Origin of the sequence: Variovorax sp. IB41 (assembly GCF_016405905.1) — a bacterium.
In the GTDB taxonomy this organism is placed as follows: domain Bacteria; phylum Pseudomonadota; class Gammaproteobacteria; order Burkholderiales; family Burkholderiaceae_C; genus Variovorax.
The window spans coordinates 1-17335 of the sequence record NZ_JAEFCB010000029.1 but is presented as its reverse complement, the minus strand read 5'-3'; the positions used below and the strand labels follow the sequence as shown (position 1 = coordinate 17335).

Annotated in this window: 18 protein-coding genes; 4 read left to right on the top strand and 14 right to left on the bottom strand. The window is 67.9% G+C overall.

The genetic code is table 11. The annotated features are described in order from the left end of the window. The first annotated feature begins 11 nt into the window (after positions 1–11). Entirely contained in the window at positions 12–830 is an 819-nt protein-coding gene (locus tag JC881_RS30185; RefSeq protein ID WP_198789471.1) for a ferritin-like domain-containing protein, read from the top strand. Next, positions 827–1516, top strand: a complete 690-nt coding sequence (locus tag JC881_RS30180) for a pentapeptide repeat-containing protein (protein ID WP_198789470.1) — start codon at positions 827–829, stop codon at positions 1514–1516. Before JC881_RS30185 ends, JC881_RS30180 begins: the two co-directional genes overlap by 4 nt. A gap of 11 nt (positions 1517–1527) precedes the next feature. On the opposite strand, the gene JC881_RS30175 is transcribed toward JC881_RS30180, so the two are convergent. The 12 genes from JC881_RS30175 to phnD all read right to left on the bottom strand — a co-directional run bounded on the left by JC881_RS30175 (position 1528) and on the right by phnD (position 13075). Continuing rightward, complete coding sequence (locus tag JC881_RS30175; protein ID WP_198789469.1) at positions 1528–2007, bottom strand: MaoC family dehydratase; 480 nt, start codon at positions 2005–2007, stop codon at positions 1528–1530. A 54-nt stretch (positions 2008–2061) separates the two neighbouring features. After that, positions 2062–3195, bottom strand: a complete 1134-nt coding sequence (locus tag JC881_RS30170; RefSeq protein WP_198789468.1) for a thiolase family protein — start codon at positions 3193–3195, stop codon at positions 2062–2064. Between the two features lie 96 nt (positions 3196–3291). Then, complete coding sequence (locus JC881_RS30165; RefSeq protein ID WP_198789467.1) at positions 3292–3885, bottom strand: TetR/AcrR family transcriptional regulator; 594 nt, start codon at positions 3883–3885, stop codon at positions 3292–3294. Between the two features lie 51 nt (positions 3886–3936). Then, positions 3937–4929: a Bug family tripartite tricarboxylate transporter substrate binding protein gene (locus JC881_RS30160; protein WP_198789466.1), complete on the bottom strand. Its 993-nt coding sequence runs from the start codon at positions 4927–4929 to the stop codon at positions 3937–3939. Positions 4930–4950: 21 nt separating this feature from the next. Next, on the bottom strand, positions 4951–5931 hold the full coding sequence (locus JC881_RS30155; protein ID WP_198789465.1) for a Bug family tripartite tricarboxylate transporter substrate binding protein: 981 nt from the start codon (positions 5929–5931) through the stop codon (positions 4951–4953). Between the two features lie 22 nt (positions 5932–5953). Next, positions 5954–6700: a DUF72 domain-containing protein gene (locus JC881_RS30150; RefSeq protein WP_198789464.1), complete on the bottom strand. Its 747-nt coding sequence runs from the start codon at positions 6698–6700 to the stop codon at positions 5954–5956. A gap of 27 nt (positions 6701–6727) precedes the next feature. Continuing rightward, positions 6728–8188 carry a phosphonoacetaldehyde dehydrogenase gene (gene phnY / locus JC881_RS30145; RefSeq protein WP_198789463.1) on the bottom strand — a complete coding sequence of 487 codons (1461 nt, stop codon included), beginning with the start codon at positions 8186–8188 and terminating at the stop codon, positions 6728–6730. Continuing rightward, entirely contained in the window at positions 8185–9288 is a 1104-nt protein-coding gene (gene psrA / locus JC881_RS30140) for an iron-containing alcohol dehydrogenase PsrA (protein WP_198789462.1), read from the bottom strand. The genes phnY and psrA overlap by 4 nt, the downstream gene beginning before the upstream one ends. 10 nt (positions 9289–9298) lie before the next feature. Continuing rightward, on the bottom strand, positions 9299–10567 hold the full coding sequence (phnA, locus tag JC881_RS30135) for a phosphonoacetate hydrolase (protein ID WP_198789461.1): 1269 nt from the start codon (positions 10565–10567) through the stop codon (positions 9299–9301). After that, entirely contained in the window at positions 10564–11385 is an 822-nt protein-coding gene (gene phnE, locus JC881_RS30130) for a phosphonate ABC transporter, permease protein PhnE (protein WP_198789460.1), read from the bottom strand. The genes phnA and phnE overlap by 4 nt, the downstream gene beginning before the upstream one ends. After that, positions 11382–12215, bottom strand: a complete 834-nt coding sequence (phnC, locus tag JC881_RS30125; protein ID WP_198789459.1) for a phosphonate ABC transporter ATP-binding protein — start codon at positions 12213–12215, stop codon at positions 11382–11384. Before phnC ends, phnE begins: the two co-directional genes overlap by 4 nt. Next, positions 12212–13075 carry a phosphonate ABC transporter substrate-binding protein gene (gene phnD / locus JC881_RS30120; protein ID WP_269823226.1) on the bottom strand — a complete coding sequence of 288 codons (864 nt, stop codon included), beginning with the start codon at positions 13073–13075 and terminating at the stop codon, positions 12212–12214. The genes phnC and phnD overlap by 4 nt, the downstream gene beginning before the upstream one ends. A gap of 205 nt (positions 13076–13280) precedes the next feature. Here phnD and JC881_RS30115 point away from each other — a divergent pair, with 205 nt between their 5' ends. Then, positions 13281–14165: a LysR substrate-binding domain-containing protein gene (locus JC881_RS30115; RefSeq protein ID WP_198789457.1), complete on the top strand. Its 885-nt coding sequence runs from the start codon at positions 13281–13283 to the stop codon at positions 14163–14165. A gap of 12 nt (positions 14166–14177) precedes the next feature. Here the strand turns inward: JC881_RS30115 and xerD are convergent, their stop codons facing one another. Next, a complete protein-coding gene (xerD, locus tag JC881_RS30110; RefSeq protein ID WP_198789456.1) occupies positions 14178–15089 on the bottom strand; it encodes a site-specific tyrosine recombinase XerD in 912 nt (303 codons plus the stop codon). A gap of 67 nt (positions 15090–15156) precedes the next feature. Next, entirely contained in the window at positions 15157–16131 is a 975-nt protein-coding gene (locus tag JC881_RS30105) for a tripartite tricarboxylate transporter substrate binding protein BugE (RefSeq protein ID WP_198789455.1), read from the bottom strand. A gap of 119 nt (positions 16132–16250) precedes the next feature. On the opposite strand from JC881_RS30105, the gene JC881_RS30100 reads away from it, so the two are divergent. Beyond that, on the top strand, positions 16251–17168 hold the full coding sequence (locus tag JC881_RS30100) for an AEC family transporter (protein WP_198789518.1): 918 nt from the start codon (positions 16251–16253) through the stop codon (positions 17166–17168). The last annotated feature ends 167 nt before the right edge of the window (positions 17169–17335 follow it).

Below are 17335 nucleotides of genomic sequence, written 5' to 3'. Positions count from 1 at the left end.
GAATTGTAGGGATGCACCCCCGATTGAGCGCGCTCGCCGCGCTGCGACTGACCGATCCTGAACAAAAGGTGGCGGCAACGCACGCCATCGCGGCGCTGACCGCTACCGATTCCATAGCAACCGAGCCGATCCGCACCGCAGGCGACGACCAGGGCGTGCCCGGCCGGCCCGAACGGCCCGTGCGCGTCTCGGCCACCGCGGTGCAAAAGCGCTCGCCTTTCACGCCCGAAGGCCGCGCCTCGCTGATCCATTCGATCTGCCACATCGAGTTCAACGCGATCAACCTCGCGCTCGACGCGGTCTGGCGCTACGACGGCATGCCCGAGGCCTACTACCGCGACTGGCTGTGCGTGGCCGACGAGGAGGCGCTGCACTTCACGCTGCTGCACGCGCACCTGCAGGACATGGGCTGGCGCTACGGCGACTTCCCCGGCCACGACGGCCTCTGGAACATGTGCGAGAAAACGAAAGACGACGTGCTCGCCCGCATGGCGCTGGTGCCGCGCACGCTGGAGGCGCGCGGCCTGGACGCCACGCCGCTGATCCAGGCCAAGCTCAGGCGCGTCAACACGCCCGATGCGCTGCGCGCGGTGGAGATCCTGGACATCATCCTGCGCGACGAGGTGGGCCACGTCGCCATCGGCAACCACTGGTACCGCTGGCTCTGCGCGCGCGCGGGGCTCGACGCCGAAGCGAACTACCCGGCGCTCGTGGCGCGCTACGACGCGCCGCGCATCCGGCCGCCCTTCAACATCGAGGCCCGCGAACGCGCCGGCTTCACCGCCGAAGAACTGCGCATGCTGGCAGCCGGCTCCGACACACCGACATGACCCCCAGCGCCTCCGTCATTTCCGACCAGACCTGGTCCCGCGCCGACCTGCTCGCCTGCCTGCAAGAGCGCGACGCTCCCGTGCATTTCGAGCGCTGCAACTTCGACGACGCGGACCTCTCCCGACTCGACCTGCGCGGCGCGCAGTTCACGCTGTGCCAGTTCGCCGAAGCCTCGTTCGAACGGGCGCTGCTGTCGGACACCCGCTGGGCCGGATGCCGGGCACGCCAGGCCGACTTCGGCCTCGCCGACCTCACGAATGCGCGCTTCCAGGACTGCGACCTCAACAACACCCAGTGGACGCGCGCCAAGCTGGCCTCCGCACATTTCGCGGGCGTGAAGCTCACGGGCGCGCACTTCGCCGAAGTCTCGGCGCTGGGCATCGTCTTCAAGGACTCGCTGCTGGTCGATGCGCACCTGCGCAGCCTGTCGTTCCGCAAACAGACGCTTTCGCAGCTGGACTTCTCCGAAGCCGACCTCTCGGGCTGCGATTTCCGCGAGGCCGTATTCCAAGGCGGGAGCCTGCGCAACGCGCACCTGAAGCTCGCGCGCTTCGAGGGCGCGGACCTGCGCGATGCCGACCTGGGCGGCCTGCGCCTGGCGAACGCGGCGCAGTTCAAGGGCGCGACCATCTCGCACCGGCAGGCCGCGTCGCTGGTCGAGGAGTTGGGCCTGCGCGTGGTCTGAGAAGCCGGGCTTCAGGCCGCCGGGGACCGGCTGTGCACCACCAGCTTCGGCGTGAAGTACTGGACCACCTCGCCGCGCTGGTTGCGCGTCTGGCAGCGCATGGTCACCATCGCGCGGCCGGGCTTGGAGCGCGAGGGCGTGATGTCGAGCACCTCGCTCACCACATGCAGCACGTCGCCGGGGCGCGTGGGCTTGGGCCACTGCAGTTCGCCGCCCGAGCCGATGATGCCGTCGGCCAGCGGCACGCCGCTTTCCACCAGCAGCTTCATCGTGAGCGCGGCCGTGTGCCAGCCGCTCGCCGCGAGGCCGCCGAAGAAGGTGTTTTTTGCGGCTTCTTCGTCGGTGTGAAAGGGCTGCGGATCGAACTGCAGCGCGAAGGCCTTGATCTGCGCCACGTCCAGCGTGTGCTCGCCGCTCTGGAAACGGTCGCCGACCGACAGGTCTTCGAGGTACAGCGCGCGCCTGGCGCCGGTGTCAGTGGGTGCGGTCATGGGGTCTCCTTGTGGTGGGTTCGCGCATGAGCGCATTCTCGAACTTTGCTTGGGTCAGACGCGTTCGAGGATCGTCGCGATGCCCTGCCCGCCGCCGATGCACTGCGTGGCCAGCGCGTAGCGGCCCTTCTCGCGGACCAGCAGCGACGCCGCCTTGCCCGTGATGCGCGCGCCGGTCGCGCCCAGCGGATGGCCGATCGAAAGACCGCCGCCGTCCAGGTTGATCTTCGCCGGGTCGAGGCCCAGGTCGCGGATGCACGCGAGCGCCTGCGACGAGAAGGCTTCGTTGATCTCGATCACGTCGAGGTCCGCCGCGGTCAGCCCGGCGCGTGCCAGCGCCTTGCGCGTCGCGGGAATCGGCCCGATGCCCATGATGGCCGGGTCCACGCCCACGGTCGCGAACGACTTGATGCGCGCGAGCATCTGCAGGCCGTGCTTCGCGGCGAAGGCGTCGCTGGTCACGAGCACCACGGCCGCGCCATCGGTGAGCGGCGACGAGGTGCCAGCCGTCACCACGCCATCGGGGCGGAACGCGGGCTTGAGGTTGGCCAGCGCTTCGGCCGAGGTGCTCGGGCGGATGCAGCCGTCCGCATCGACGATGTCGCCCGAGGCCAGGCGCACCGGCACGATCTCGCCCGCCAGGCGCCCTTCCGCGCGCGCAGCCGCGGCCTTGCGGTGCGAATCGACCGCGAACGCCTCCTGGTCGGCGCGGCTCACGTTCCAGCGCTGCGCGACGTTCTCGGCCGTCTCGCCCATCGAGATATAGGCATCCGTGTTCGCCAGCAGCTCGGGGCTGGGCGAGAAGTTGAAGCCGCCCTGCGGCACCATCGTCATCGACTCCACGCCCACGCACAGAAAGGCCTCGCCCATGCCCGCCTCGATCTGCGCCGCGGCAATGTGCACGGCCTGCATCGACGAGCCGCAGAAGCGGTTCACCGTCATGCCGCCCACCTCGTGCGGCAGGCCTGCCAGCAGGCCGACGATGCGCGCGACGTTGTTGCCCTGCGAGGCCTCGGGGTACGCGCAGCCCAGGATGATGTCTTCGAGCAGCACGGGGTCCAGGTCGGTGCGCTGCAGCAGGCCCTTGACCACGCCGGCGGCCAGCGTGTCGGGGCGCACCTCGGCGAGCGCGCCCTTCTTGGCGAAGTGGAACGGCGAGCGGGCGTAGGCGGAAATGACGGCTTTCATGAAGATGCTCCTTGAGGCAAAACCTACCATCCAATCGGTAGGCTATCGGGTCAAAAAATAAGCACGCCGATGCGTGCCTGCGATGCCGCCCGGCCGTCAGCCGGGCAATGAACTCCTGAGTTGCGCGATGGCTTCGTCGAAGTCCTCCACGCGCCCCGTCATGCGCGAGGCGAGCAGCGCGCCCTGGCACACCGAGAACACGTAGCTCGCCTGCGAAGCGACCGAGGCGCCCTTCTTTCGCGCGCCCACAGGCGACAGCGCGCCCAGCACGCCGGTGAGCCACAGCACCTGCGTGTGGCGCAGCTCCTGCACGGCCTGGCGCAACTCGTCGTTGATGCAGTCCCACCCCGGCGCCAGCGAGCCCGCGGGGCACATGCCCGAGCCGGCCCTCAGCGTGTTGCGGTACATGCGGAAATACGAGTCGAGCGCGTCCTTGGGTTTGCGCTCGCGGGCCGCGTCCCAGTCCTTGAAGTACTGGGTGGCCTGCCGGATCACCGCGATGCCCAGCGCTTCCTTGGTCGGAAAGTGGTGGTACAGGCTCGCCTTGCGGATGCCGACCGCGTCGGCCACGTCCTGGAAGCTGAAGCCCAGGTACGAACGCGTTTCGATCAGGCCGCGCGCCACCCCCAGGATCTGGTCCCGGGTGCTGCCGGCAGCGAGCGCGGCAGGGGTGGCGGTGGCGTTGGTCATCTACCTACTATAAGGTAGGGAAATTCGAACCGCAAGCCGAAGGGTCAATCATCAATCGGCCTTGATGTTCGCGGCCTTCACGATGCGCCCGTTGCTCTCGAACTCCGAGGCGATCTCCTTGGCGAAGGCCGCGGACGTGCCGCCCGTGGGCACGTTGTCGGTGGCCGTGAGCTTGGCGCGCAGCTCGGGGCTGGCCAGGGCCTTGTTGATCTCGGCGTTGTATTTGGCGATCAGCGCGGGCGGCGTGGCGGCCGGCGCGAACACGCCGAACAGCGAGTTGATGTTCGCCGCGTTGTAGCCCAGCTCGCCCAACGTGGGCACCTGCGGCAGGCTCTCCAGCCGCGCCGGCGCGCCCACCGCGAGCGGACGCAACTTGCCCGACTGGATGTGCGAGGTGAGCGTCGGGCTCGCGTTGGTCGAGAGGATCTCGAACTGCCCGCCCAGCGCGTCGTTGAGCTGCTGGCCGCCGCCCTTGTAGGGCACGTGCGTGATGTCCACGCCCGTCGCCGCCCTCACCTGCTCCAGCACGATGTGCCCGAGCGACGCCGGCCCCGAGGTGGCCCAGCGCACCGCACCGGGCTGCGCCTTGGCATCGGCCAGCAGCGCGCGGAAATCCTTCGCCTTGCTCGCCGGCGTGGCGATCAGCAGCACCGGCGAATACATCACGCTCGCGACCGGCGCGATGTCCTTCAGCGGATCGAACGGCAGCTTGCCCAGGTGCGGGCTCAGCACCAGCGGGCTGATGGCCGAGAAGCCCAGCGTCGCGCCGTCGGGCGCGGCCTTGGCCACGGCATCCATGCCGATGGCGCCGCTCGCGCCGGCGCGGTTGTCGACGACCACCGTCGCGCCCAGTTGCGCGGCGAGCCGGTCGCCGAGCGCGCGCGCGACGACGTCGCTCACGCCGCCGGCGGGGTACGCCACGATGAGGCGGATGGTCTTGGGAACGGTCTGTGCGTGCGCGCCGGCGGCGGCGCAGAGCGCAGCCGCGGCAGCAGCAGCAGCGAGGTGCCACGACGGCTTGAACTTGAAATGCATGTCTGTCATGAGAAAGGAATCGGTCGAGGATCAGTCCAGTTGCAGCTTGCGCTCACGAATGAGCCTGGACCACTTCTCATTGTCGGCCTTCACGAAGGCCGCGAACTCGGCCGGCCCGAGCGGATGCACCTCGGCGCCCGCGGTCGCGAACTTGGCCTTGATGTCGGGCTGCGCGAGCGCGCGGGCCAGCTCGTTCGAGAGCCGATCGACCACGTCCTTGGGCATGTTGGCCGGCCCCACCAGCCCCTGGAAGCCGACCGATTCCATGCCCGCAAGGCCCAGCTCCTTCACTGTCGGCACGTCGGGCAGTTGCGGATCGCGCACCGGCCCGGTCACCGCCAGCGCCTTGAGCTTGCCGCCCTTGACCTGTGGCAGCAGCACGCTGCCAGCATCGATGAGGATCTGCGTCTGCCCGCCCAGCAGGTCCTGCACCGCGGGCGCGCTGCCCTTGTAGGGCACATGGGTCATGTCCAGCCCCGTCACCTGATTCATCAGCTCGCCGTTCAGGTGCGTCGAGGTGCCGTTGCCGCCCGAGGCGAAATTGACCTTGCCCGGCTGCCCCTTGGCCCAGGCGACGAACTCCTTGAGGTTCTTGGCCGGATGGTCGGGCCGCGTCACCGCGATGTAGCTGCCCTGGCTGATCTGCCCGATGTAGGTGAACTGCTTGATGGGGTCGTACGGCGGCTTGCTCTGCAGGTACGGCGCGATGGCAAAGGGACCCGTGTTGGCCAGCAGCAGCGTGTAGCCGTCGGCCGGCTGGCGCGTGAGCTCGGTGGCCGCGATCATGCCGCTCGCGCCGGGCTTGTAGTCCACCACCAGTTGCTGCTTGAGCGCCTCCTGCAGCGGCACCTGCACCGTGCGCGCCGCGAAGTCGATGCCGCCGCCGGGCGGATAGCCGACGATCAGGCGGATCGGCTTGGCGGTGGGAAAGCCTTGCGCCGCGGCGAGTCCCGCAGCGAATCCCGCGGCGGTCGCCAGCGCAATGCCGGCACAGAGTCGGTGGAAGTTCATGGTGTTTGTCTCCTCGAATGAATCAGCGATTCTGAAGCAGCCGCGCCAGGGTCATCGCGTTGCCGACCGCCTCGCCGCCCGCCGTGTTGTCCAGGATGCACCAGCACGCGGCGCCCTCCTCGCGCGCCAGGCGCAGACGCGATGCGAGCCGCTCGAGCAGCGCGTCGTCGTAGGCCGACCAGTAGCGGCGCGGCGAGCCGTGCAATCGCAGATAGACGAGACCGGGCCACCCGCCGGGCGCCGCAGCTTCATCGAACAGCACCGGATCGGCCAGCACGCGCCCGACCTGGAAGCGCGACAGCAGCGATTCGGCTTCGGGCAAGAACCAACTGCGATGCCTTGGTTCCAGCGCCACAGGACCGGCGTGCCTCGTGCGCACATCGGCGAGAAAACGCCGGACCACGGGCGCGTCGAAGGCAAGGCTCGGCGGCAATTGCACGACCAGGCACCCGAGCCTGTCGCCCAGCCCCGCCACCTGCGCAAGAAATTCATCGAAAGCCGGCATCGCGGCGACGAGCCGCAGTTCATGCGTGACGGTCTTCGGCAGCTTGACCGCGAAGCGGAAGCCCTCGGGCGTGTTCGCGGCCCATCGCTCGTAGGTCTCGCGCCGGTGCGGCCGGTAGAACGAGGTATCGATCTCGACCGCATCGAAGCGCTGCGCATAGCGCGCGAGGTGCGAGCCTTCGGCCGGAAACGCCGGCCACAGGGCACGCGGCAGGCTCCAGCCCGCGCACCCGATGCGCGGCGTTGCGGGAATGATCGGCGTCATCCCCGCATCGTAAGCACTGCGTCGGGCTCAGCCCCAGGGCATCGTGAAGGTCTTGCCGTTGGTGAACGACTTGATCGCCTCCTGTACGCCTTCCTTGTAGCCCAGCCCCGAGTCCTTGATGCCGCCGAAGGGCGTGAGCTCGATGCGGTAGCCCGGCACCTCCCACACATTGACCGTGCCCACCTTCAGCTCGTTGGCGAAGCGCGTGGCGTAGTCCATGCGATCGGTGCAGATGCCCGACGAGAGGCCGTAGGCCGTGCCGTTCGAGATGGCGATCGCCTCGTCGATGCTGCCGAAGCGGATGATCGGCGAGACGGGGCCGAAGGTTTCCTCGCGCACCACCGTCATCTCGGGGCGCACGTTGTCCAGCACGGTCGGCGAATAGAGCGCGCCTTCGCGCCGGTTGCCTGCGAGCAGCCGCGCGCCCTGCGCCACGGCCTCGTCCACCAGCAGCTCGAAGCGGCGCGCAGCGGCCTCGTCGATCACCGTGCCCATATCGTTGCTCGCATCGGCCGGGTCGCCGTGCTTCCAGCGCTTCGTCTTCTCGACCACGCGCTCGGTGAATTCGCTCGCCACGTCCTTGTGCACCAGCATCCGCTTGACCGCCGTGCAGCGCTGCCCCGAGTTCTTGTACGAGCCCTGCACCGCGAGGTCGGAGGCGCGGTCCAGGTCGGCGTCTTCCATCACGATCAGCGGATCGTTGCCGCCCAGCTCCAGCACGATGCGCCGGTAGCCCGCCTTCGCCGCGATGTACTTGCCGATGGCCACGCCGCCGGTGAAGGTGACCAGGTCCACCTGCGCGTTCGTGATGAGTTCGTCGGCGATCTCGCGCGGGTCGCCCGTCAGCACCTGGAACATCTCCGGCGGCAGTCCCGCTTCATAAAGGATGTCGGCCAGGTAGAAGGCCGAGAGCGGCACCTTCTCCGAGGGCTTGAGCACCATGCGGTTGTTGGTCGCGATGCTGGGCACCACCTTGTGCGCGACCTGGTTCATCGGGTGGTTGAACGGCGTGATCGCGGTGATCACGCCCAGCAGCGGCTCGCGCAGCGTGATGACCTTGCGCTTCTTGCCGTGCGCCGTGAGGTCGCACGAGAACACCTGCCCATCGTCGCGCAGCGCCTCGGTCGCGCCGAAGGTCAGCACGTCGGCGACGCGGCCGATTTCATACAGCGCGTCTTTCTTGCACAGGCCCGATTCCATCGTGATGATCGCGGCGCCCTCCTCGGCGCGTGCGCGCAAGAGCGCGCAGGCCCGCTGCAGGATGCTCGCGCGCTCGTAGCGCGAGAGCGTCGAGTGGTACGCATGGCCGATGCGAAAGGCCTCGCGCACATCCTGAACCGAGGCGAGCGGCACCGTGCCCACGCGCTCGTTGCTGTACGGGTTGAACACGTCGAGCGTGCGCTCGCGCCGCACGCGCTCGCCGCCGATGCGAAGGGCTTCGGCGCGAAAGCCGGTGCTGTCGCGGTGGGGTGTCGAAACGTTCGTCATGCCTGGTTCTCCGCGAGGTCGTTGCCGATGAAGTTCTTGCCGCGCGCGCCGCCCTGCGCGTGCCGCAGCATCTCGCGGGCTTCGTCGTCGCCCACGCCGTAGTCGGCGAAGCGCGTCTTCACGCCCAGCGATTCGATGAAGGCCGCCAGCTGCTGCGGAGCCTCCGCGAGCGGCATGCCGAGGGCTTCCTGCAGCACCGCGTCGCGGTCGGCGCGCCGGCCGATGGCGCGCTCCAGCACCATCGGCAGCAGGAACGAGCAGGCGATGCCGTGCGGCAGGCCGTAGCGAAGCGTCATCTCGTACGAGATGGAGTGCGCGAGCGCCGTCTTGGTGTTGGAGAACGCCATGCCGGCCTTCAGCGCCGCAAGCGCCATGCGCCCCCGCAGTTCGACGTTGTCGAGCTGGCCCATCAACAGCGGCAGCACCTCGAGCGTGTCGCGCACAGCCGAGACGGCGAAGGTGTCCGAGAGCGGGTTCGCATTGACGTTCCAGATCGCCTCCAGCGCATGCGAGAGCGCATCGAGCCCGCTCTGCAGCGTGACGGCCGCGGGCAGCGAGAGCATCAGCTCGGGGTCGACCACCGCGTAGCGCGGCCAGGTCTCGGGCAGGTGCAGCGAATACTTCTTCTGCCGCTCGCGGTCCCACACCGTGGCCCAGGGCGTGACCTCGCTGCCGGTGCCCGCGGTGGTGGGCACGGCGATCAGCATCTTGCTGCGCGTGGGCACGAAGGGCCGCTCGCCGGCAAGGCCCGCCACGAGGTCGGCAAAGCTCGCCGCATCGTTTGCGACCATGAGCGCCTTCGCGGTGTCGATGGCGCTGCCGCCGCCGACCGCGATGAGCACTTCCACATCCGCGTGCTCCTTCCAGAACCATTCGTAGAGGCCGGCCAGTTCGGCGACGTCGGGGTTGGGCCGCGTCTGGTCGATGGTGCAGGCCAGCGCGCCCTGCAGCACCGACTCCAGCCGGCCCAGCAGGCCGATGGCGCGGGCCTCCGGAAAGGTCACCAGACCAGCGCGGCGGCCGTCGAGCAGCTTCGGCAGGGACGACAGGGCCCCTGCCCCGTACACGCTCTGTACGGGGTTGTGGTAGTTGGCGCTCATGGGTTTCTCGTCAGGTGGCGGCGGGTGCCGCGGGGACAGCGTGGTTCAGCGCCAGGTCGAAGATGTCGAAGTTGCGCAATCGCCGCTTCGGATCGACGCCCTGCAGCCGCCGGTTGAACAAGAGCGGCACCTTCTGCTCGGAGAGCCCGCCGTGCGAACGCAGCGGCACCGTGAGGCCGCTCAGGTCGTGCTCGGAGGCACGCGTGCCGATCACGGCCAGGTGGTCGGACACCACCACGAGATCGCCGATGCGGTCGGGCGGCAGCTCGAAGCGCTCGGCCGCTTCTTGGCGCGTGAGCACCTCTTCGATGCCGTCGGTTTCCCGCAGCGCTTCGACCAGCGCGGGCACGTCCACGCCCGGCTGCAGGTACACGGTCGCGAACGAACCGAGCGCGCCGTGATGCACCACGTACGGGTCGGTGATCGGCAGGATCACCCGGCCGCGCTCCGCACCGAGGCGCGCATCGAGCACCTCTTGCAGGAACACGATGCGCGGGTTGCCGGCCGCATCGGTCTTGGGGCTCATGCCGTGGTCGGCGGTGAGCGCGATGATCGCGCCCAGCGCGTCGAGCTGCGCGAGGTAGCCGTCCATCATCGCGTAGAAGTCGTTGGCGCCGGCCGTGCCGGGCGCGCACTTGTGCTGCACGTAGTCGGTGGTCGAGAGGTACATCAAGTCGGGCCGCTGCGTCTCCATCAACTTGACGCCCGCGGCGAACACGAACTCGCTCAGATCCGCGCTGTAGACCGAGGGCACGGGCTTGCCGACCAGCGCGACCACGTCGTCGATGCCGCCGTTGGCGCGCGTCGCCTGGTCGGCCTTCTCGGCCGAGAAGCAGATGCCTTCCATGCGGTGGCCCAGCAGCGTGCGCAGCTTGTCCTTGGCGGTGATCACCGCGACCTTCGCGCCGGCCTTGGAGAACACCGCCAGCAGCGTCTCGGCGCGCAGGTAGGCGGGGTCGTTCATCATCACCTCCTTGCCTTGCGCGGTATCCAGGAAGTAGTTGCCGCAGATGCCGTGCACCGAGGGCGGCGCGCCGGTCACGATCGAGAGGTTGTTCGGGTTCGTGAAGCTGGGCACCACGCAATCGCCCACCAGCGAGGTGCCCGAGCTGCTGGCGGCCAGCATCTTCTTCATGAAGGGCGCGACACCGGCCTGGATCGCCTGCGTGATGTAGTCGGGCTCGCAGCCATCGACGCACACCACGACCACGGGCTGCGAGGGCGACCTGTAGGTGCGGCCGTTCACCGCGATGCCCGGGAGGGTCGGCTTGTCTGTCATTGATGCGCTCCTTGTTGAATCCATGCGCGCAACTTGGTCGACAGGTAGTCGGCCGTCATCACCATGACGACGATCACCAGGATGCAGGTTGCGGTGTCCTGGTACTGGAAGAGTTTCATGCTCCCCACCAGCTCGAAGCCGATGCCGCCCGCGCCCACCATGCCCAGCACCGTGGCCTGGCGCAGGTTGGTCTCGAAGCGGTAGACGATGACGCCGATCCACGCGGTCACGACCTGCGGGATGACGCCGAAGATGATGGTCTGTATGGGCCCCGCGCCGGTGGCGCGCAATGCCTCGAGCGGGCCCTGGTCGATCTCCTCGATCGACTCCGCGAAGAACTTGCCGAGCATGCCCGCGCCGTGCAGCGCCAGGGCCAGCACGCCGGGGAATGGCCCCAGGCCCACGGCGGCCACGAAGATCAGCGCGAGGATGATCTCGTTGATGCCGCGCGTGATGTTCAGCACCTGCCGCATCGCATGGAACACCGCGAGGTTCGGCGAGATGTTGCGCGCCGCGAAGAAGCACAGCGGCACCGCGAGAATCACCGACAGCAGCGTGCCCCAGAGCGCGATCTGCACCGTCTCGATGGCGGGCTTCACGAGCCGCTGCATGAACTCCCAGTTGGGCGGCAGCATGCGGCCGAGGAAATCGGCGATCCATGGCATGCCCTTGACCAGTTCGCTGAAGCTGACCTGGCTGCCGATGGCGGCCCACCACATCACCGACAGCAGCGCCAGCGCGGCAAGCGCGTACTTCCACCAGCCCGGATTGCCGCCGCTCTTGGCGACCAGCAGGTTGTAGCGTCCGATGGCGATCATGATTGCTCCATGGCGAGTTGCTGGACGGGACGCACCGTGGCCGCGGGGACAGCGGCTTGCGATGCGACGGGTGCTGGCGCTTCGATCGGGCCGTCTTCCAGGCCGCCCGGGTAGATGCGTTGCAGCACCTCTTCGGTCAGCTCGTCGGCCCGCCCTTCGAACACCACGCGGCCGGCCGCGACACCGATCACGCGCTGCGCGAATTCGCGTGCGTAGTCCACCTGGTGCAGGTTGCAGATGACGGTGATGCCCGCTTCGCTGCTGGCCTGCTTCAGGTAGTTGAGCACCTTGCGCGAGGTCTTGGGGTCCAGGCTCGCGACGGGCTCGTCGGCCAGGATCACCTTGGGCTGCTGTGCGAGCGCACGGGCGATGCCCACGCGCTGCTTCTGGCCGCCCGAGAGCGTGTCGGTGCGCAGGTCCGCCTTGTGGTCCAGCTCCACGCGGCGCAGGCACTCGCGGGCAATGGCGATGTCCTTGGCGGGAAAGACCTGGAACCACGAGGCGATCGCCGGCATCGAGCCCAGGCGCCCCGTCAGCACGTTCTTGAGCACCGACAGGCGCGGCACCACGTTGTAGTGCTGGAAGATCATCGCCACGTCGCGGCGCACCTTGCGAAGGCCGCTGCGGTCGCCGCGCGAACGCTCGCCGTCCACATGGATCTCGCCCTCGCTCGGCTCGGCCAGGTGGTTGATGCAGCGAAGCAAGGTCGATTTTCCCGCACCCGATGCGCCCAGGATGACGACGAACTCGCCCTTGGCGACCGTGAGGTCGACGCGGTGCAGTGCGGTGAAGTCGCCGTAGCGCTTGCACAGGCCTCTGATTTCGATCATTTCATCTTCCTCAGGTCCAGGTTCAGCACCTTGGCCGTGTCGCGGATGATGTTGTAGGCCGCGTCGTTGGTCGGATGGAAACCGTTGAGCTCGCCCTGGTCGGACCAGGGGATGTCCTTCACCTGCAGGAAGGCCGCCTGCACGCGCGTCTTCAGGTCCGCGGAGAGGTCCTTGCGCCACACGGTGGGCGACTCGGGGATCGGGTCCGACTTCCACACCTCGACCAGGTCTTCGCGCTTGACGAGCCCCTTGGCCACGGCGGCATCCAGGATGCGGTCGGCGACGGCCGCGGCGTCCACCTTCTTGTTCTGCACCGCGATCGCGCTGGAGTCGTGCGAGCCCGAGAAGATCACGCGGCCGAAGTCCTTGTCGGTGTTGAAGCCCAGCTTCATCAGCCCGGCCTTGGGGAACAGGTGGCCCGAGGTCGAGCTCGGATCGACGAACGCGAAGGTCTTGCCCTTCAGGTCGGCCACCGTCTTGATGCCGGTGTCCTTGTGCGTGACGATCTGGCTGTAATAGAAGGTGCGCCCGGCCTTCTTGGTCTCGGCGACCGCGAAGGCCTCGATGTCGGCCACCGTCGCGCCCAGCACGTACGAGAACGGGCCGAGGTAGGCCACGTCAAGACGCTTGGAACGCAGCGCCTCGATCACGCCGTTGTAGTCGGCCGCCACGAAGGGCTTGACCGCGAATCCGAGGGCCTTGGACAGCATGTCCATCATGGCCTGGCTGTTGGCGATCATGGCGCGCGAATCCTCGGAAGGAATCAGCCCGACAGTGAGAACCTGCTGTGCCCGTGCCATCGGCACGAAGGCGGACGCTGTGACGGCGGCAGTGCCGAACAGCAACTTTCTGCGCTTCATCATGGTTGTCTCCAGTGGTCTGTGTTGCATGAATTCTTCGGTGCCGCCCAGGGTCGCGGCGGCTGGAAGATTCGGGACGTCCGGCGTTTTCTGTCGCTGCCTGGTCCGTCTTGAAGCGAAGTAAATCATTGCGCCAGGTATCGAACAAATTCAATTTTTTTCGATAATCTATATGCTGAACCTATAGATTCAAAGGGTCTTCCCTATGCGCCTCACACAGCTGCGATCCTTTTATGCCGTGGCCCGCGAGGGCAGCTTCACCAAGGCTGCCGAGCACCTGCACGTGAGCCAGCCCACCATCACCACGCAGGTGCGGTTTCTCGAAGAGGCCTACCAGGTCGAGCTCTTCCACCGGCGCGGCCGGCGCGTGCAGCTCACCGAGATCGGCGAGCAGCTGATGCAGCTCGCGCAGCAGATCTTCAGCCTCGAAGGCGATGCGGTCGCGCTCCTGGGCGATGCCGGCACGCTGCGCACCGGCCACCTGCGCGTGGCGGCCGTGGGGCCGTACCACGTGACCAAGATGCTGGTCGATTTCAGCCTGCGCTACCCCGGCGTGAAAGTGACGGTGAGCACCGGCAATTCGCAGGACGTACTCGACAGCCTGTTGGACTACAGCGCCGACGTCGGCGTGCTCGCACAGATAGTGCGCGACGATCGCTTTCTCTCGGTGCCGTTCAGCCAGCACCCTGTCGTGATGTTCGTGCCTTCAACGCACCGCTTCGCGCGGCGGCGCAACATCCGCCTGGCGGAGCTGCAGGGCGAGCGGCTCATCATGCGAGAAGAGGGATCGACCACGCGCAAGGCGCTCGAACTCGCGCTCGCCAGGGCGAAGGTCGAGGTCGATGTGGTGATGGAGATCAGCAGCCGCGAGGTGATCCGCGAAGCCGTGGCGCAGGGCCTGGGCATCGCGGCGGTGTCGAGCGTGGAGTTCGTGCCGAGCCCGGACCTGCGCATGGTCGGTTTCAGCGACACCGAGATCTTCACGTACGCGCATGTGCTGTGCCTGGCCGAGCGGCGCGAGATGCGCATGGTCAGCGCCTTCTTCGACACGCTGGTGCCGGCCATCGAGGCGCGCAAGCGCAAGGGCTGAACGCCCCCGGGCTCAGCCGCGCGGATGGTGCGCCGCGTGCAGTTGCTTCAGCCGCTCGCGCGCCACGTGCGTGTAGATGGTGGTCGTCGAAATGTCGGCATGGCCCAGCAGCAACTGCACCGCGCGCAGGTCCACGCCGTGGTTCAACAGGTGCGTGGCGAACGCATGCCGCAATGTGTGCGGCGACAGTGGCACGTGGATGCCGGCCGCTGCGGCCTGCTTCTTCACGATGATCCAGAACATCACGCGCGTCATGCCCGCGCCGCGCGCGGTCACGAAGAGGTCGGGCGTCTGCTGGCCGTCGAGGATCGCGGGGCGCGACTCGTCCAGATAACGCTCGATCCATCGCCGCGCCTCGCCGCCGAAGGGCACGAGGCGCTCCTTGTTGCCCTTGCCGAGCACGCGCAGCACGCCGTCGTTCAGGCTCATGTCGATGACCTTGAGCGCCACCAGTTCGCTCACGCGCAGGCCACTGGCATACATCACCTCGAGCATCGCGCGGTCGCGCAGGCCCAGCGGCGATTCGACGTCGGGCGCGGCCAGGAGGTCGTCGACCTGTTTCTCGGACAGCGTCTTGATGGCGCGCGGCATCTGCCGCGCGGGCGCGAGCCGGATCGTCGGGTCGGCCGTGATGCGGCGCTCGCGCAGCGCCCAGCGGTAGTAGCGCTTGAACACCGTGAGCCGCCGGTTGGCCGAGGTGGCCTTGCCCTTGGTCGAGAGGCGCACGCCCATGTAGGCCTGCACGTCGGACTCCTGTGCGCTGTCGAGCGCGACGCCGCTGCGCTGCTTGCCGAGCCACTGCGAGAACAGCGCGAGGTCGCGGCGGTAGGCGGCCAGCGTGTTCTTCGAGAGGCCGTCCTCGAGCCAGAGGGCGTCGATGAACTCGTCGATTTCGGGGGTGGGTGCGGCGGCGGCCTCGGTCATGCGGAGCAAGATAACAAAAAGAAAAAGCCGCCCGGGGTGCGGGCGGCTTTCGGGGGGCAGAGGCGGATCAGTCCAGCTTCAGGTTCTGCTTTTTCACGACCTGCTTGTAGACCTCGTATTCGGCCTTGATCTGCGCTGCGAACTGCTCGGGCGTGTTGGCCACGATCAGCGAGCCGGTGTCTTCGATGCGCTTCTTGACGGCCGGATCTTCCACCGCCTTCTTCACGCCGGCCGCGACCTTGTCGACCACGTCCTTGGGCAGGCCCTTGGGGCCGAGGATGCCGTAGTAGGCCATGCGGTTGACCGGCTCCAGGCCCACTTCCTTGAACGTCGGCACGTTGGGCAGCGCCGCCAGGCGCTGGGGCGCCGACACCACGATCGGGATCAGCCGGCCGCTGGTGATGAAGGGCATGGCCGAGGGGATGTTGTCGAACATGATCGGCACCTGGCCGGCCACCACGTCGTTCAGCGCCGGGCCCGCGCCGCGGTAGGGGATGTGCGTGACGAAGGTGTTGGTCAGGCTCTTGTAGAGCTCCATCAGGAGGTGGCCGATGCCGCCGGTGCCCGACGAGGCGTACGAGTATTTGCCGGGGTTCTTCTTCAGCTCGGCGACGAACTCGGCGTAGTTCTTGGCCGGGAAGCTCGGGTTCACCGCGATGATGTTCGGCGTGGCCGCGATGTTGGTGATCGGCGTGAAGTCGTTGATCGGGTCGTACGGCGTCTTCGGGTTGATGGCCGGGTTGGCGGCCGTGCTCGAGACGGTGGCCACACCGAGCTTGTAGCCGTCGGGCGTGGCGCGTGCGGTTTCGGCCGCGCCGACGATGCCGCCGCCACCGGCGCGGTTGATCACCACCACCGGCTGGCCCAGGATCTTGCCCAGCGGATCGGAGATCACGCGCGCCACGATGTCCGTCGTGCCGCCCGGAGCGAACGGCACGCTCAGTTCGACCGGCTTGGTGGGATAGCCCTGTGCAAAGCTCTGGCCCGCGACTGCGGCCAGTGCGACTGCCCCCATCAGGGCGCTCCATTGACGACGTTGCATCGAATAACTCCTTGATTTGACTGACTCCGCCCGGCGGATGTCGAAAAAAAGCGAAGCCCGGATGCTAGCGGCTCCAGCCGCCGCCCCATGCTCTGGATTACCCATGGTCCGTGCGGTTTATGCTCGAAACGGTGAACTACGCGCAGCTGCTCTTCCCCGACTTCTCCCTCATCGCCATCGGCTGGCTCCTGTGTCGCTACACCGCGCTGGACCGCCGCGTGTGGGACCAGGTCGAGAGCCTGGTCTACTACTTTCTATTTCCGGTTCTGCTGTTCCATTCGATCGTGCGCAGCCCGCTCGATTTCGGTGCCACCTCCAGCCTGCTGACCGCGGGCGTGGGCATCGGCCTGTGCGGCATCGCGCTGGCCTACGCCCTGCCCTATGTGCCGGGCCTCGGCCCGCACATCGACCGGCGCGACCATGCCGCAAGCGCGCAGGTCGCGTTCCGCTTCAACTCATTCATCTGTCTCGCGCTGGCCGACCGGCTCGCGGGGCCCGAGGGCCTCCTGCTCATCGCGGTGCTGATCGGCGTGTGCGTGCCGATGTTCAACATCGCGGCCGTGTGGCCGATGACGCGCCATGCGCAGACCGGCTTCGTGCGGCAGCTGGTGCGCAACCCGCTGATCGTGGCCACGGTGGCCGGACTGCTCGCGAACGTGCTCGGCCTCACGGTGCCCAACTGGCTCACGCCCACGCTCACGCGCATCGGCGCCGCCTCGCTCGCACTGGGCCTCCTGGCCGCGGGCGCGGGCATGCAGTTCGCGACGCTGGGACGGGGCAAGGTGCTGGCGGTGTCGGTGCTGGCGATACGGCACCTGATCCTTCCGCTGGTGGCATGGGGCCTGGCGCGTGCGCTGCGCCTGGACGGCGTGCAGGCGTCGGTGCTGATGGCGTTCTCGGCGGTGCCGACCGCCTCGAGCGCCTATGTGCTCGCGGCGCGCATGGGCTACAACGGGCCGTATGTGGCGGGGCTGGTGACGCTGTCGACCGTGCTGGGGGTGGCGAGCCTGCCGTTCGCGCTGGCGTTGCCGCGATAGCCTGACGGGGCGGCGGCGCCCCTCGCCCTGATCTGCAAACTACTTCGCACTCTTGCCGGCTTTGTCCGGCCAAAGGCGCCGTGCGACCATTGTTTGCAATGGTGCTGGGCATGCAGGCCTCAGACTTTTTGGAAGGTCATTCCTCAAGGTCCATCGCGTGTCTTTTT

Bases quoted from the DNA above. Each gene is read 5' to 3' on its own strand.
- JC881_RS30105 (WP_198789455.1), bottom strand. From the start codon at position 16,131: ATGCAACGTCGTCAATGGAGCGCCCTGATGGGGGCAGTCGCACTGGCC.
- phnY (WP_198789463.1), bottom strand. From the start codon at position 8,188: ATGACGAACGTTTCGACACCCCACCGCGACAGCACCGGCTTTCGCGCC.
- JC881_RS30170 (WP_198789468.1), bottom strand. From the start codon at position 3,195: ATGAAAGCCGTCATTTCCGCCTACGCCCGCTCGCCGTTCCACTTCGCC.
- JC881_RS30115 (WP_198789457.1), top strand. From the start codon at position 13,281: ATGCGCCTCACACAGCTGCGATCCTTTTATGCCGTGGCCCGCGAGGGC.
- xerD (WP_198789456.1), bottom strand. From the start codon at position 15,089: ATGACCGAGGCCGCCGCCGCACCCACCCCCGAAATCGACGAGTTCATC.
- phnE (WP_198789460.1), bottom strand. From the start codon at position 11,385: ATGATCGCCATCGGACGCTACAACCTGCTGGTCGCCAAGAGCGGCGGC.
- JC881_RS30100 (WP_198789518.1), top strand. From the start codon at position 16,251: ATGCTCGAAACGGTGAACTACGCGCAGCTGCTCTTCCCCGACTTCTCC.
- JC881_RS30155 (WP_198789465.1), bottom strand. From the start codon at position 5,931: ATGAACTTCCACCGACTCTGTGCCGGCATTGCGCTGGCGACCGCCGCG.
- phnD (WP_269823226.1), bottom strand. From the start codon at position 13,075: ATGAAGCGCAGAAAGTTGCTGTTCGGCACTGCCGCCGTCACAGCGTCC.
- JC881_RS30165 (WP_198789467.1), bottom strand. From the start codon at position 3,885: ATGACCAACGCCACCGCCACCCCTGCCGCGCTCGCTGCCGGCAGCACC.
- psrA (WP_198789462.1), bottom strand. From the start codon at position 9,288: ATGAGCGCCAACTACCACAACCCCGTACAGAGCGTGTACGGGGCAGGG.
- JC881_RS30180 (WP_198789470.1), top strand. From the start codon at position 827: ATGACCCCCAGCGCCTCCGTCATTTCCGACCAGACCTGGTCCCGCGCC.
- JC881_RS30185 (WP_198789471.1), top strand. From the start codon at position 12: ATGCACCCCCGATTGAGCGCGCTCGCCGCGCTGCGACTGACCGATCCT.
- JC881_RS30150 (WP_198789464.1), bottom strand. From the start codon at position 6,700: ATGACGCCGATCATTCCCGCAACGCCGCGCATCGGGTGCGCGGGCTGG.
- phnC (WP_198789459.1), bottom strand. From the start codon at position 12,215: ATGATCGAAATCAGAGGCCTGTGCAAGCGCTACGGCGACTTCACCGCA.
- JC881_RS30160 (WP_198789466.1), bottom strand. From the start codon at position 4,929: ATGACAGACATGCATTTCAAGTTCAAGCCGTCGTGGCACCTCGCTGCT.
- phnA (WP_198789461.1), bottom strand. From the start codon at position 10,567: ATGACAGACAAGCCGACCCTCCCGGGCATCGCGGTGAACGGCCGCACC.
- JC881_RS30175 (WP_198789469.1), bottom strand. From the start codon at position 2,007: ATGACCGCACCCACTGACACCGGCGCCAGGCGCGCGCTGTACCTCGAA.